This is a genomic window from Shewanella denitrificans OS217, assembly GCF_000013765.1.
GTDB lineage: Bacteria > Pseudomonadota > Gammaproteobacteria > Enterobacterales > Shewanellaceae > Shewanella > Shewanella denitrificans.
In genome coordinates this window covers 922,094-935,999 of record NC_007954.1, presented here as the reverse complement: position 1 = coordinate 935,999, position 13,906 = coordinate 922,094, and the positions used below count along the sequence as shown (strand labels likewise).

The window sequence follows — 13,906 nt, the reverse complement described above, 5'->3', positions numbered from 1 at the left end:
ATGTCCAAAATAGGCCAAGGGTGAGCAAATGTAACCAATCCCGCTTTTACTCACACTTACTTACAAGCCCATCAGCAATTCACTCAATGAGGCATTTATACTCAATCCATCGTAAATCAGTCCAACTGTGAACGAGTCACTTTTTAATCTGATAGGCCAAAAGGAGAGAGAATAGTATGAATACCTTATCAAGCTCAAGTTCTACCTTAATACGCGCCTGTAAAACCACAGGCTTTGCCATCACCCTAGGATTGACTGCAGCCCTAAGTGCATTTACTGTCAACGCCGACTTTGTCAGCGCCCAGGCGACCTCGACCCCAGCCAGTGTGATGGAAAGGATAGCCGTGGGTAATCGCACCCCTTTCGAATACGCATTATACCTAAGAACCACTGAAATGCTGGCCGACTTCCACGCTAGCCTAGAACAAAAAAACCATCAGTATGTGCGCAGTCAAAACCTAGCCATGGCGGTAGAATTTGGCCGATTAACAAGTGGTTCCGCTGTCTTGACCGCTGAAAATAAACACTTAGATAAAAAGCGGGTATTGCAGGCCGCACAATAAAAGCCGAATAAAGCAGCATGAGTGCTAGCCAGCGCGCCGAACAGCAGTTAAAATATTGCGCTATTTTTACTGTGGTACTGGAACGGCGAACTGATGAGTAAAAAACTACATATTAAAACCTGGGGCTGCCAAATGAATGAGTATGACTCATCCAAAATGGCGGATTTGTTAGACGAATATCAAGGCTACACCTTGACCGACGATGCAACAGAAGCAGACGTATTGCTGCTGAACACTTGCTCGATCCGCGAAAAGGCGCAAGAGAAGGTATTCCACCAGCTTGGTCGCTGGAAAACATTGAAAGATAAAAAGCCAGGTTTAATCATTGGTGTCGGTGGCTGTGTGGCGTCTCAAGAAGGCAAAGCCATTAAAGACCGTGCCCAATGCGTAGATATCATCTTTGGCCCGCAAACCTTGCACCGTTTGCCTGAAATGATAGATCAAGTCCAGCGCGGCGAAAAAGTCGTTATCGATGTGAGCTTCCCTGAAATCGAGAAGTTCGATCGCCTGCCAGAGCCACGCGCCGACGGCCCAACTGCGTTTGTGTCTATTATGGAAGGCTGTAGCAAATACTGCTCATTCTGTGTAGTGCCATATACCCGCGGTGAAGAAGTCAGCCGTCCTCAGGATGATATTATTCTTGAAATCGCTCAACTTGCCGAGCAAGGCGTGCGTGAAGTGAACCTATTAGGTCAAAACGTCAACGCCTACCGCGGTGCAACCCATGACGACCAAATCTGTACTTTCGCCGAGTTATTGCGTCTGGTTGCCAGCATTGACGGTATCGACCGCATTCGTTTCACCACCAGTCACCCGATTGAATTTACCCAAGACATTATCGATGTCTACGAAGACACCCCTGAATTGGTGAGCTTCCTGCATTTACCGGTTCAATCAGGCTCAGACAGAATTCTGACTCAGATGAAACGTGGCCACATGGCTATCGAATATAAATCGATTATCCGTCGTCTGCGTAAGGCCCGCGAAGGCATTCAAATCAGCTCTGATTTTATCATCGGCTTCCCAGGTGAAAGCGCTGAAGACTTCGCCGACACCATGAAACTGATTGAAGATGTGGCCTTTGATCACAGCTTTAGCTTTATCTATTCGGCACGCCCAGGCACACCAGCTGCGGATCTGCCCGATGATGTCAGCGATGAAGAGAAAAAGCAGCGCCTGGCCATCTTGCAAGACCGCATCACTCAACAAGCCATGCGCTACAGCCGCCAGATGTTAGGCACAGTGCAGCGTATTCTGGTTGAAGGCCCCTCGGTTAAAAACCCAATGGAGCTACGCGGTCGCACAGAAAACAACCGTGTGGTGAATTTTGAAGCGCCGCACACTCACATCGGCAGTTTTGTTGATGTGGAAATTGTCGACGTATACACCAACTCACTTCGGGGTATCTTTATCCGTGGTGAAGCTGAGATGGATTTACGTCGCAGTTTACGTCCAGCGGATATCTTGGCTAAACATAAGCAAGATGATGTGTTAGGCGTCACCCAGTTTACCCCATAGGCTAACGGGTCTATTCATCTGTGTAATCAAAAGGCGGCGTTGTCGCCTTTTCTATTACATCGCCTTTTCTTTTTGCGCCACTTGTGCGCCTCGGGCACTGGTATTTCCCAGTAGACGAACGTACACTGTTTTTAATTGCTAATGAAACCCGTTTTGGAGTCTTATTTGTCCACCAAAGTCACCACGATGAACCTGTATCTTGAACCTTCCGATACGCGCCGCCTCGCCTCTTTATGTGGCCCATTTGATGATAACGTTAAACAGATGGAACGTCGCCTAGGCGTTGAAATAATACATAAAAACAATCACTTTACTATTGTTGGCCTACCTAGAAACGCACTTAACGCTAACAATCTATTAAAGCAATTGTATATCGAGACTCAAACAGTTAAAGGCAGCACGCCGGACTTAGAGCCTGAGATGGTGCATCTGGCCATTCAAGAAGCGGTTTCATTAGAGGCAGATGACGGCATCGATGACTTAGGCTTAAACATCAAGACCAAGCGCGGGGTGATAAAGCCGCGCACCCCCAATCAAAGCCTGTATATGCACAATATCAGCCGCCATGACATCAGCTTTGGCATTGGCCCTGCTGGCACAGGTAAAACCTACCTTGCCGTCGCCGCTGCTGTGGATGCCTATGAGCGCCAAGAAGTGCGCCGAATTTTGCTGACCCGTCCTGCAGTTGAAGCCGGCGAAAAACTCGGTTTCCTGCCTGGGGATTTAAGCCAGAAGGTCGACCCGTATCTGCGGCCACTTTACGATGCGCTGTTTGAGATGATGGGCTTTGAAAAGGTCGAGAAGCTTATCGAGCGCGGGGTGATTGAAGTGGCACCACTGGCCTACATGCGTGGCCGCACCTTAAATGATGCCTTTATTATTCTCGATGAAAGCCAGAACACCACAGTTGAGCAGATGAAGATGTTTTTGACTCGCATAGGCTTTAATTCCCGCACTGTGATCACCGGCGACATTACCCAAATTGACTTACCTCGAAGCCAAAAGTCTGGCCTTAGACACGCCATCGAAGTATTAAGCCAAGTGCCCGACATCAGCTTTAACTTCTTCGTAGCCCAAGATGTTGTCCGTCACCCTATTGTTGCCAAGATTGTCGAAGCCTACGAGGCATTTGAGCAGCAAGAACAAATCATCAAGGCCGAAAAAGAAGCCAATTACAAGTTTCAGCAACAAAGGCTGCAAGCCCAAACCACGCAGGAAAACCCCAGCCATGAGTCTTAGTCTCGACCTAGATTTACAAATAGCGGTAGACAGCAATCAACTGCCAAGCCAAGCCGATTTTGAAACTTGGGTGAGAACCGCCTTGGGTAACACCTTAGACACGGCCGAGCTCACCATACGTTTGGTTGAAATTGCCGAAAGCCAGAGCTTAAATCATGACTATCGAGGAAAGGACAAACCCACCAATGTGTTGTCCTTCCCTTTTGAGGCGCCGCCAGGCATGGAGCTACCACTGCTTGGGGATCTGGTGATCTGCGTTGCCGTGGTAGAACAAGAGGCGCTTGAGCAAAATAAACCTCTTCAAGCCCACTGGGCTCACATGGTTATTCACGGCTGCTTGCATTTGCTGGGTTATGACCATATTATCGACCAAGAAGCCGAAGAAATGGAGTCATTAGAGACTCAACTTATTGAAGGCTTAGGTTTTTCAAATCCCTATAAGGAAGCATAAATAAACTCACGTTTTGCCTAAGGCAACACAGGTTTAGAAAATTACTATGAGCGATGACAACCCCCCGAGTACAAACGCCTACAAGAAAAACTGGTTCGAACGTGTTGGTCAGTTATTTCAAGGCGAACCTCAAAACCGTGAAGATTTAGTCGACGTGATCGATGGCGCCGAAATGCGCGATCTCATCACTGAAGATACCCGAGAAATGATCAAAGGCGTGTTAGAAGTATCAGATCTTAGGGTTCGGGATATCATGATCCCCCGCTCACAAATTGTGACTATACAAATTAACAGCAGCGTCGAAGAATTACTCGACACTGTCATCAACTCTGCCCATTCCCGCTTTCCCGTTGTCAATGAAGACAAAGATCATATCGAAGGCATACTACTTGCTAAAGATTTGATTAAATACGGCTTTAACCATGCCGGCGAAGATTTCTCCATCGAGAAAGTGATCCGCCCCGCCGTGGTTGTCCCCGAAAGCAAGCGTGTTGATGTACTGCTAAAAGAATTCCGCTCTCAGCGTTACCACATGGCCATCGTTGTCGATGAATACGGCGGCGTGTCGGGTCTTGTGACCATCGAAGATATTCTTGAAGAAATCGTCGGTGAGATCGAAGATGAATTCGATCACAGCTCGGCCGAAGACACTGAAATCAAGCGGATAAGCAATACTGTCTTTATGGTCAAAGCCTTGACCCCCATCGATGATTTCAATGATGCCTGCGGCACTCAATTTAGCGATGAAGAATTCGATACCGTCGGTGGATTAATTTCTCATGCCTTTGGCCATTTGCCAGAGCGTAATGAAATCATAGTCATAGACAATATTGAATTTAAAATCACCAACGCTGACAATCGCCGTTTGATCCAGCTTAGGGTCAAACTGCCCGATCCCAATAATACTGAAGAACTCGGCATTTAATCTGTGCAAACACTCCCCACGTTAGGCCCTAAACAGGGCCTTATAAGACTGGTATCGGCTTTTGCAGCCGGTGCCAGCACTGCCTTAGCCTTCGCCCCTTACGGCTTTTGGATAATCTACCCTATCGCCCTTGGGCTCAGCCTATTTTTAGGGAAAAACTTAAGCCCCAAGCAAGCCTTTAACCACTGGCTCTGTTTCGGTTTTGGCAGTTTTGTATTTGGCATTAGCTGGGTGCATGTCAGCATAGATACCTTCGGCGGCATGCCACTTATCGTCTCCATGAGTTTAATGGCATTGCTGGCCTTGTATTTGGCGCTCTATCCCGCCCTTGCCGGTTACTTAATGGCAAGGCTTGAGAGTCACAAAAACACCAGCATTGGCAAACTTAGTAATTTAGCCTTATTTCCCGCCCTATGGGTACTCACTGAGTGGCTGCGTGGCTGGGTGATGACAGGGTTTCCTTGGCTGTGGGCAGGTTACAGCCAGACCCAAGGGCCCTTGAGTGCCCTTGCCAGTGTCATAGGCGCCTTAGGCTTAAGTTTTGTGATTGCGCTGGTTGCCGCAAGCCTTGCTTATGCCTGCGCCCGGCCAAAATCCCTCAGCCAGCTATTACCCTGTATGGTTATTCTTGCAGTGTTAGCCCTTTGTACTTGGCTTACCCCAAAGCTTGAGCAAACAAGCCCCAGTGGTGAAACCGTCAAGGTTGCCCTAGTGCAAGGCAATATTGCCCAGAGCATGAAATGGCAGCCCGATGCGCTGTGGCCCACCATGCTTAAATACATGGATTTGACCCGCACAAACTTCGACGCCGAGATTATTATTTGGCCCGAAGCGGCCATTCCTGCCCCAGAATCTCTAGTGGGTGACTTTCTTGCCAATGCCAATCAAGTGGCCAACATGCATGACAGCGCCATCATTACCGGCATTATCAGTCATAGAAACAAAGACTTCTATAATTCATTGATAGTATTAGGTAATCATAATGAAGCCGTGCAAGAAAGCGGTGATTATATCTCTGCCAATATCCAAGCTGATGTTGGTGTTGGTGTTGGTGTTGGTGTTGAACCTGAGGCAAACAAGGGCCGAAATGAATTTAAAAAGCATCACTTGCTGCCCATAGGCGAATTTGTGCCCTTCGGCGATTTATTGCGCCCCATCGCGCCGCTGTTCAATTTACCCATGTCATCTTTTACCCGCGGTGACTATTTACAGCCCAACTTAAATGCTGTGGGTTATCAAATTAGCCCAGCGATTTGCTATGAAATTGTCTTCCCTGAACAGGTACGCGCCAACGTCAATGATGATACTGACATGCTGTTAACGGTTTCCAACGATGCCTGGTTTGGCAGTTCCAATGGGCCATTGCAACACATGGAAATTGCCCAGATGCGCGCCATAGAAATGGGCAGACCGCTGCTTCGCGGCACCAACAATGGCGTTACCGCCGTGGTCGATCACCTTGGGGTTATTCAAGCCAAACTGCCACAATTTGAAACTGGGGTATTACGGGCCGAGGTCGTCTTGGTCACAGGGCAAACTTGGTTCCATCGCATTGGCCAAGCCCCATTGCTATGGCTATCAGCATTGATAGCCCTAGGGGCCGCTATTATCAGACGCCAAGGAAGGTGATTGAAAAGTGAATGCCATAAGCCCGCTACATGGACAAATTATCCATACAATTGGTATAAATGGCTAACAGCGGTTAGGCTAACAGCTGTGACCATTCCATTTTCAATGCTCAATGCTCAATGCTCAATGCTATAAGATGCCTAATGTGGCCTTGTTTATCGTTACAGACTGTTAACCGGAGAGAATTATGGACTTAATACGGATTTTAATCGCTATCTTTATCCCGCCTCTGGGTGTGTTCTTACAAGTCGGCATAGGCAGGGACTTTTGGATCAATATCATCTTGACCTTGCTGGGCTATATTCCAGGCATAGTGCACGCGGTATGGGTGATAGCTAAGCGCTAATCTTTGAAAGCCTTAGCTTTTGAAAATCTTAGCTTTTTTAAATATTAGCCTTTGTTTAGGCATTTACCCGCCCATGCGGCGGGCCTAAACCTAGGCAGTCAATTAAACCGCTGTTTTCTTTTCGTTATTTAGTGTTATTTAGCCTCTATGCCCGCCCCCAAGAGGATTGACCACTCATTACCGCTAACGCTGTACAACTAAAACCTTAAACACTGACTTTTAGCTCACTATGGTAAACCTGCACACGATTACGGCCAGCATGCTTGGACTGGTACATGGCGTTGTCGGCGTGTTGCATCAATTTATCCAATTTATAACCTGAGATGGTCGAACAACTGACCCCAAAACTGCCACTTAAGTCAAACTTATGCCCGCTGGCACTGGTGTCCAACTGAGTTAAGCCTTGACGCAAGCTTTGGGCTAACTGGCTGGCGTTGTCTTGATGGCATTCAGGCAGCAGGAAGCAAATTTCTTCCCCCCCTATGCGGCCAATAATTTCATGCTCACGGCACAGTTCCCGGCACATTTGCGCCACGGCCCTTAACGCCCAATCTCCCGTGGCATGGCCAAAGGTGTCGTTAATGCATTTAAACTTGTCTATATCCAATAAGATGCAGCTGATCGGCGCCTTGAGCGCTTTGGCATAATCCACAGCGCTCAAGGCCACTTGGGTAAAGTGACCGCGGCTAAACAGCCCAGTGAGGCCATCATACTCGGCCAATTGACGCAAACGTTGCTGGTTCTTCCATGAATGCCAACCCCAAGTCCCAAGGCCCAAGGCGATGCACAGGAGCACGACAATGAATAAACGGTTATTGAAGGCTTCGGCCTTGTCCAGTTGCTGCTGCACTGTGAGAAATTTATTCTGTTCATCGAGCAAGGCGATGCGATTCTGCTGCTCTAGGCTCTGATGCTGAGCCATTTGAAAGGCTAGGGTCTTAGTTTTGACTTCATCCAGATTGGCCTTTTCGGCCTCGGCGTATTTGATATAGGCCTCTAGCGCCTTAGCAGTATCGCCTTTATCTAAGTAATAATCATACAGGACTTGCTGGGCGCGAATTTGCGCTTCAAGGGTGGCCATAGAGGCTGGGTTAATAGACAGCGAGCTGGCAATGTCAAAGGCCGCTTCCTTGTCGCCCACTTGCCAATTGGCTTTGGCGATAAGACTCTGATAAATCGCTATGATCGGGGCGTATTTTGCCGAGAGCACCAACGCTTCATGTTCATCCAACAATGCTTTCGCATCTTGAGGTTTCAACAACGTTTCTAGCAAATATTCGGCGTACAACTTAATAATAATTGCCTGAAGTACTTTTTCTCCCGCAATTTCACATTGCCGCATGCCTTTATTATAAGTTTCGTCTAATTCCTCTGGCGAACGCTTCAATTGCAACACAGCTTCAAACTTAAGCTGTTCAGCAAAACATATACTCCTGGGATCGATATGCCCTTGCTTTAAACGATCACTGTACTCAAGACCTAATTCATGCTGACCCAATTGGTTGTAGAAAATGCTAGCAACCATCAAGCTTTGCCCTTTGATGTCTTGATTGCCAATAGAAGGGAGTAAGCTCAAAACATTATTCAATACCAATAAACCTTCATTCCAGCGTCGTTGTATTGCATAAGCATTAATGAGCGACAACATAGAACGAAATTTTATGTCTGAATTAACTGCAGCATGCGATAGCTCTTCAAAAATCTTAAGAGCCTCTTGAAAATCACCTTTAAAAATAAATTCATAAGCTTGGAGATATTTAAAATAATCTGCTTCATTATCATTAAGTGATGTGCTTTGTTCACTTATTGCTTTAAGTTTTTGGCCGAAATCAAGCGAATCACTAGAGCGAATTTCATCAGCAGCTTTTAGCTGAGCTTGACAGCATTCTTCATCCGAGTAATTAGCAACGGCTTGGAAGCAAAGGCACCAAGCCGTTAACAAGAACCACAGTTTTTTAAGCACAAGCAGCAATTTCACTCTTAGATGGATTTTGTTCCTGTTCGTTTTCACTTTGCTCATTGTCATCTTCTGCAGGAGCGAATGCACAAACAATATCGCTAACCACATCCAGCTCAGCTTTTAGCGCTTCTATATCATTAGCTTGGATCATAGCTTTGATATGGGCTGGCAGCTCGGCGTGATTAATTGCATCTGCAGCTTGCAGCATGGCATCGCTGCCCATTTGGGCAAGAAATTGAATTGTAGGCTTCATAGTGAGTTCCTTTTTTTTGTTCTAATTTATTGTGAAAAGAGGCAACACCAATGCGGTGTTACCCTGGAAATAGTTAGCCATTAACGGCAATTTTTAATGGCGCAGGGCTGTTGTCCTGAAGCTGATCAACTTGCTCCTCGTCATCTTCTGCAACTAGCAATGCGCAAACTATATCGCTAACCACATCCAGCTCTGCTTTTAGCGCCTCAATATCGTTAGTTTGGATCATAGCGCCGATGTGGGCTGGCAGCTCGGCGTGATTGACGGCATCTGCAGCTTGCAGCATGGCATCGCTGCCCATTTGGGCAAGAAATTGAATTGTTGGGTTCATAGTGAGTTCCTTTTTTTTGTTATAAAAAGGCAACACCCCTGTGGTGTTACCCTGGAAATCGTTAGCCATTAGCGGCAATTTTTAATGGCGCTGGGCTATCGTCCTGAAGCTGATCAACTTGTTCGTCGTCATCTTCATCAGCAACAACTAAAATACAAACAATATCAGGCACCACATCCAGCTCGGCCTTTAACGCTTTTATGTCATTGGCTTGGATCATGGCGTTAATGTGGGCTGGCAGCTCGGCGCGATTGACTGCATCTGCAGCTTGCAGCGCCGCATCGCTGGCTAAGTTAGCAAGAAATTGAATTGTTGAGTTCATAATAAGTTCCTTTTTAGTGTGGTAAAAGGCAGCACTTGGGCTGTGCTGCCCTGATGAAGAGCTTGATCTTGCTGCAGAGCCAATGCCTGTAATTTAGTGCGCATCTCATTATTGGGACTCAAACGTTGAGAGGGCGGCAAGACTAAAGTGGTGTGCAGCGCAATTTGAGCTAAGGGCAGATGATTCAATGGCAGCCGCTCAATTCTGCCACTTTGCAGTGGCATGGTCGCGGCTTCATAGAGGATGCATTCATGCTCCAGTGGGTAATCTTTACTTAGCAGCTCAACCAATAGCTGACGCTCGGCCCGTCCCGTGGGTTTGATGCCATAGGTTAAATCCCCCGCCAGCCCAGGTTGCCACAATATCAGATGGGCGCTGGGATCTAACTGTCTGTGGTAGAGCATAAATTGAGTGGTTTCAAAATGCTGACAACCGACCTTGCCAGGATCTATGCCTAAATCGGCATAGAGGCAGCTTTCCGCTGAGATCCCTGGGATCATCTTAGCCGCAAACCCTTCCTCTTTGGCTTTGGCTATCGCCTCGTGGGTCGACTTAACAAAAATTCCCGGGTGACCATAAAAGGCACCGACCACTTTTTTGCCAAGGCGCACCTCGGCCAGCATGACCTGCACCATTTCACCATAGCTAATATTACGGGATTTACCTTCGCCGTAATGCACTTGCAGGCTGCGAACATCAGCATTGAGTCCTGAGAGCCACTGCTCGACAAAACCGTCTGATACGCCGGAGAATACCACGTCGGCTTGTGTGATATGGCTGTGAGCAATAGGGCTTAAATGGCCGCCGAGCATCATGCCGACACCGACGCAGGTGAGGCTACCTTGTACTTGAGTCATGTTATTCAGTTGTCATCAATTTGAGTGGAATTTAGCAGAATTTTGTTGAATTTTAAACATTTAATTCGGGCTTAGGGTAGAGAAAGCACTCCTGCCAGCCTGCTTTGCCTGCCAACTGCTGTGGCTCACTAAAACCCAGCTTACGAGTAATACGTTTAGTGGCTAGATTAGAGCACTTAAATTCTGCCCTAATAAACTCGAGTCCCATCATGTTAAAGCCAAAATCAGCCAACATGATTACCGCTTCATCGGCAATGCGTTTTCCATGAGCACCACGACTGAGCATGATGCCCATATCAGCGCCTGCAGACTGACTTAAGCCCGAGAAAGAAATCAGCCCTAACGGCCTAGGGTCTTGCTGACAAAATACGGTCCAGCTGCGAATATCGCCATCCTCTTTCCTGCACACCTTTAAGGTTGTGGCGAATGCCCGTTGCGCTCGACCCGTTTCAAAACTGTCACCTATGCAGGACATTATCCTATCCGAACAAAACAGCTCCACAAATAAGACTTCATCGGACTCTTCCATGGGTCTGAGAGTTAGTCTTGCTGTGGTCAATGGGCTCATGATTTTTGCCTATGGGCGGCAAAGCGCACTGTGCCAAATTCGCCGCTATCGCGCTGAAACAACACAAAGTATGGGTTGAGTAGCGGCAGTCCGAGTATGCTCTGGGCCGGCCAGCCTGCCAGTTGACCCATGAGTTTAAACACGGCGCGACCTGGGGCTGGGCTATTGAGCTGCCAATAACATTCGGCAGGGCAACTAAGGCTTGCTCGCCCATCCGCGGCGCCTTCAAAGTGAAACTCTAGTGCTGGCCAAAGGGCTAAATTAAGCTCACTCATGGCAATACCTTGACTCTGTGCCTGTGTGACCTTGTTAATATCACCAATAAAAGGCGCCAATAACTTAGCGGCCTGTGGCACAGTTTGGCTTAACTCTGCGATAACTTGAGTGAAGGCTTGGGAGGGCAAAGACACTAAGGAGGCGCCCGTGTCTATGATGGCATTGCTTGAACCGCGACTAAGCTGGGCCTCAAGGGCGCTGGGTAGCTTGATAGGCGCTCCACCAGCAAGGCTTAAACTCAATAAGTTCACATTGTAATACCTGTCGTGCACCACCTTAAGATCGGTAAACTCGCCCTGAAAATACTGACTCAGGCGCTCATCGCCGCCTAAAATCAACATCCCTTGATTTAGAGGGTCCAGAGCCAGTGACTCAGGCGTCATATTGGCTTTTGCATGATGAATGCTAGAGCGGTGGGCGATAAAGGCAAACCTATTACTCACTAAACCTTGCTGCTCCATCAAGGTAAACGCAGTGGCGACATCTTGTTCTGGCAGCCCATGGATAAGCTGCTTAAAATCACTAGCTTCACTCTGAAACTCTGGCAATGGAAATTGGGGCTGGTCATTCTCAGGAAAGGGCCAAGGGTAAGTGGCTGGCGGCGCTATGGCATTGGCTGTCAAATATTCGCTCATATCATAGCTGCGGTTTAAGCTGTGGTAGGCCATGCCCCAAATGCCATCGGCGTTAATAAAGCTGTGTTCAGCCTCGTGATGAACCAGTGCCAAGGGCATGTCATCCACACTGACATCTAAGATATTAAAACGGGTGTGAACCACAGAACCAAACCAGCCACCGACACCATAACTCACTTGCTGGGCTAAACTTGTGCTCTGCAGGCGAGTGTCATGCATCCCTTGGTAGCGGTTTTCATGTACGACTAAAGTGGAGCTGCCCGTGTCTATGATGAGATTGACCTTGGCCAGCTGACTGCCAAGACATACGCTAGCGCTGTAGCCACCGTCGGCCAAGACATTGGTCAGGGGTAGGGGAATAAAATGCTTCGACATACATCACGCTTGGTATCCATTATAAAACAACACGATAATGTGCTTAAGCCGAATTATCAAGCCATGTGAGACTCATTGGAGCGTATTCCACAGTTCTTCAGTCTCTTGGGCAAGCAGCTCCAAACACTCCCTTGGGCAAACTGCACCGAACACTGGCATTGCTAGGCTTCATTCGCAGAGACATGAAGTCAGGGGGCTGATGCTGGCCCCTGATTAGCACTTGTTAGCGTTTTCTTAGCAGCCACCTAATGGCTTTCTTGATCCTTCTGGGGTGCTCAATCGGCACTAGATGATCGCTGTCTGTTAAGGGGATATATTGCCCGTCGCTCACACTCGCCACCTGCTGACTCCACGCTGTGCCCTCTTCCATCCAGCGGGTCAAACGCGCTATTTGCTCAGGTTCTGTGGCCTCGGCGATATCTTTTAACTCAAAATCACTGTCAATGACGCTCACAGGGATGCTATTGAGCAGTGGTAAGTTTCTCACGGCTTCTAAATCATCATGATAGTTTGCTATTTCTATGGCACGAGTTTGTTGGTTTTCTATCAATAGACGCCGCTGGGTCACGCGATCAAAATAGGCCCAATCCAGCTTTTTGTTCGAACACGCTAAGCCCTTAGATGACACTAATGCCTGCACTTCTTCTCGTTCTAGATTGATTTTATCCATGGTTCTCTCAAGCCAAGCCCCAGTCTCTATATGAGGCAATAGCAAATCTAAGTATTCACGATACCAACTGACGGGATAGTCTTGATATAAGGCAATGGAGTGAGGCTGGATAATATCAGGGTCAACCCATAACATGCCTTTGATATCCATATTGGCATTGTTACTGTATTTCTCCACGAAGAGTCGAGTGGTAATATTCGCGCTGCTAAATGCCACAAAAATTACCTGGCTTTCTCCAAGCTGAGCCAATACCTGATAGAGATCGTCAACAAATAGACGGTAAGAGGCGTTTTCATCAAAATCACTCCATGCATTACCCGCCCTGTCGATAGCATAAACCTTGTTATGTCTGGCCAAGGTTCCCTGTAGTGCTGAAAACCACGCGCTATCGCTGTGAAAATTATAATTGGGTCCCGATAACAGCACTATGGCTGGACCCGCTTTATCTAGGCCCATGGCACGAACATGAAGGCGTTTATTGCCGATATCCACCAGCTGTGAATGCTCAGGTAAATCAGCGGCTTGAATAGGACTGATCATGGTTACCGATAGCGCCAATAGACCGAGTTGAGTGAATGTTTTTAACTGTCGTAACATAATGTGCTCCTGTTATGGGTTAAGACAAACTAGCAATAACCAAACACCCGCCAGAATACCAAGCCCAAATGATTATTTTTTGATAACCATTTCATTAGGGAATTATTTACTTCATTAAAAACAGCTTATTACACATAACAGTAATGAATCCACAAACTCAATTAGACTGCGACATATTGGCTAGCAGCTCCCTCTTGTAAGTTCATCTGGAAACTAAAGATGCACATGCATCACAGCGACACAAAAATATTTACAGGCTCGAATTGAATGACCCGAGGGTTAAGGCAATACCCTATTAAGGTGAGCGACAATGCTCAGCTTATGCCCGAATGCAACTCCACAGCCAAGATTCAGTGTTTCTTCAGCCTTCCTTAAGTTTGCGCTGGTAAAT

The 13,906-nt window shown here is 47.4% G+C and carries 15 protein-coding genes; 7 read left to right on the top strand and 8 right to left on the bottom strand.

The annotated features are described in order from the left end of the window. Positions 1 to 176 precede the first annotated feature (176 nt). The 7 genes from SDEN_RS04225 to SDEN_RS20145 all read left to right on the top strand — a co-directional run bounded on the left by SDEN_RS04225 (position 177) and on the right by SDEN_RS20145 (position 6,671). Positions 177 to 563: a hypothetical protein gene (locus tag SDEN_RS04225; protein WP_011495270.1), complete on the top strand. Its 387-nt coding sequence runs from the start codon at positions 177 to 179 to the stop codon at positions 561 to 563. Positions 564 to 656: 93 nt separating this feature from the next. Continuing rightward, on the top strand, positions 657 to 2,081 hold the full coding sequence (miaB, locus tag SDEN_RS04220) for a tRNA (N6-isopentenyl adenosine(37)-C2)-methylthiotransferase MiaB (protein ID WP_011495269.1): 1,425 nt from the start codon (positions 657 to 659) through the stop codon (positions 2,079 to 2,081). Between the two features lie 165 nt (positions 2,082 to 2,246). Then, a complete protein-coding gene (locus SDEN_RS04215; RefSeq protein WP_041405666.1) occupies positions 2,247 to 3,320 on the top strand; it encodes a PhoH family protein in 1,074 nt (357 codons plus the stop codon). After that, a complete protein-coding gene (gene ybeY, locus SDEN_RS04210) occupies positions 3,310 to 3,771 on the top strand; it encodes an rRNA maturation RNase YbeY (RefSeq protein WP_011495267.1) in 462 nt (153 codons plus the stop codon). Before SDEN_RS04215 ends, ybeY begins: the two co-directional genes overlap by 11 nt. Before the next feature lie 46 nt (positions 3,772 to 3,817). Then, positions 3,818 to 4,696, top strand: a complete 879-nt coding sequence (gene corC, locus SDEN_RS04205; RefSeq protein ID WP_011495266.1) for a CNNM family magnesium/cobalt transport protein CorC — start codon at positions 3,818 to 3,820, stop codon at positions 4,694 to 4,696. 3 nt (positions 4,697 to 4,699) lie between these two features. After that, entirely contained in the window at positions 4,700 to 6,325 is a 1,626-nt protein-coding gene (lnt, locus tag SDEN_RS04200; protein ID WP_011495265.1) for an apolipoprotein N-acyltransferase, read from the top strand. Between the two features lie 187 nt (positions 6,326 to 6,512). Then, on the top strand, positions 6,513 to 6,671 hold the full coding sequence (locus tag SDEN_RS20145; protein ID WP_011495264.1) for a YqaE/Pmp3 family membrane protein: 159 nt from the start codon (positions 6,513 to 6,515) through the stop codon (positions 6,669 to 6,671). 205 nt (positions 6,672 to 6,876) lie between these two features. Here the strand turns inward: SDEN_RS20145 and SDEN_RS04190 are convergent, their stop codons facing one another. The 8 genes from SDEN_RS04190 to SDEN_RS04155 all read right to left on the bottom strand — a co-directional run bounded on the left by SDEN_RS04190 (position 6,877) and on the right by SDEN_RS04155 (position 13,515). Continuing rightward, positions 6,877 to 8,634, bottom strand: coding sequence for a GGDEF domain-containing protein (locus SDEN_RS04190; RefSeq protein ID WP_011495263.1), 1,758 nt, complete (start codon positions 8,632 to 8,634; stop codon positions 6,877 to 6,879). Beyond that, positions 8,627 to 8,884: a hypothetical protein gene (locus SDEN_RS04185; protein ID WP_041405665.1), complete on the bottom strand. Its 258-nt coding sequence runs from the start codon at positions 8,882 to 8,884 to the stop codon at positions 8,627 to 8,629. The genes SDEN_RS04190 and SDEN_RS04185 overlap by 8 nt, the downstream gene beginning before the upstream one ends. A gap of 73 nt (positions 8,885 to 8,957) precedes the next feature. Next, positions 8,958 to 9,215: a hypothetical protein gene (locus SDEN_RS04180; RefSeq protein ID WP_157599827.1), complete on the bottom strand. Its 258-nt coding sequence runs from the start codon at positions 9,213 to 9,215 to the stop codon at positions 8,958 to 8,960. Positions 9,216 to 9,276: 61 nt separating this feature from the next. Continuing rightward, positions 9,277 to 9,537 carry a hypothetical protein gene (locus tag SDEN_RS04175; protein WP_011495262.1) on the bottom strand — a complete coding sequence of 87 codons (261 nt, stop codon included), beginning with the start codon at positions 9,535 to 9,537 and terminating at the stop codon, positions 9,277 to 9,279. Next, positions 9,534 to 10,394: an SAM-dependent methyltransferase gene (locus SDEN_RS04170; protein ID WP_011495261.1), complete on the bottom strand. Its 861-nt coding sequence runs from the start codon at positions 10,392 to 10,394 to the stop codon at positions 9,534 to 9,536. Before SDEN_RS04170 ends, SDEN_RS04175 begins: the two co-directional genes overlap by 4 nt. Positions 10,395 to 10,446: 52 nt before the next feature. Next, on the bottom strand, positions 10,447 to 10,962 hold the full coding sequence (locus SDEN_RS04165; protein WP_011495260.1) for a GNAT family N-acetyltransferase: 516 nt from the start codon (positions 10,960 to 10,962) through the stop codon (positions 10,447 to 10,449). Beyond that, positions 10,959 to 12,248 (bottom strand): pepsin-like aspartic protease, encoded by a 1,290-nt coding sequence (locus SDEN_RS04160; RefSeq protein ID WP_011495259.1) that lies wholly within the window; start codon positions 12,246 to 12,248, stop codon positions 10,959 to 10,961. Before SDEN_RS04160 ends, SDEN_RS04165 begins: the two co-directional genes overlap by 4 nt. 223 nt (positions 12,249 to 12,471) lie before the next feature. After that, a complete protein-coding gene (locus tag SDEN_RS04155; RefSeq protein ID WP_011495258.1) occupies positions 12,472 to 13,515 on the bottom strand; it encodes an alpha/beta fold hydrolase in 1,044 nt (347 codons plus the stop codon). Between the last annotated feature and the right edge of the window lie 391 nt (positions 13,516 to 13,906).

Excerpts from the sequence above, each read along its gene's own strand:
- ybeY (WP_011495267.1), top strand. The coding sequence starts at position 3,310 with ATGAGTCTTAGTCTCGACCTAGATTTACAAATAGCGGTAGACAGCAAT.
- SDEN_RS04225 (WP_011495270.1), top strand. The coding sequence starts at position 177 with ATGAATACCTTATCAAGCTCAAGTTCTACCTTAATACGCGCCTGTAAA.
- SDEN_RS04185 (WP_041405665.1), bottom strand. The coding sequence starts at position 8,884 with ATGAAGCCTACAATTCAATTTCTTGCCCAAATGGGCAGCGATGCCATG.
- SDEN_RS04165 (WP_011495260.1), bottom strand. The coding sequence starts at position 10,962 with ATGAGCCCATTGACCACAGCAAGACTAACTCTCAGACCCATGGAAGAG.
- miaB (WP_011495269.1), top strand. The coding sequence starts at position 657 with ATGAGTAAAAAACTACATATTAAAACCTGGGGCTGCCAAATGAATGAG.
- SDEN_RS04170 (WP_011495261.1), bottom strand. The coding sequence starts at position 10,394 with ATGACTCAAGTACAAGGTAGCCTCACCTGCGTCGGTGTCGGCATGATG.
- corC (WP_011495266.1), top strand. The coding sequence starts at position 3,818 with ATGAGCGATGACAACCCCCCGAGTACAAACGCCTACAAGAAAAACTGG.
- SDEN_RS04175 (WP_011495262.1), bottom strand. The coding sequence starts at position 9,537 with ATGAACTCAACAATTCAATTTCTTGCTAACTTAGCCAGCGATGCGGCG.
- SDEN_RS04160 (WP_011495259.1), bottom strand. The coding sequence starts at position 12,248 with ATGTCGAAGCATTTTATTCCCCTACCCCTGACCAATGTCTTGGCCGAC.
- SDEN_RS20145 (WP_011495264.1), top strand. The coding sequence starts at position 6,513 with ATGGACTTAATACGGATTTTAATCGCTATCTTTATCCCGCCTCTGGGT.
- SDEN_RS04155 (WP_011495258.1), bottom strand. The coding sequence starts at position 13,515 with ATGTTACGACAGTTAAAAACATTCACTCAACTCGGTCTATTGGCGCTA.
- SDEN_RS04180 (WP_157599827.1), bottom strand. The coding sequence starts at position 9,215 with ATGAACCCAACAATTCAATTTCTTGCCCAAATGGGCAGCGATGCCATG.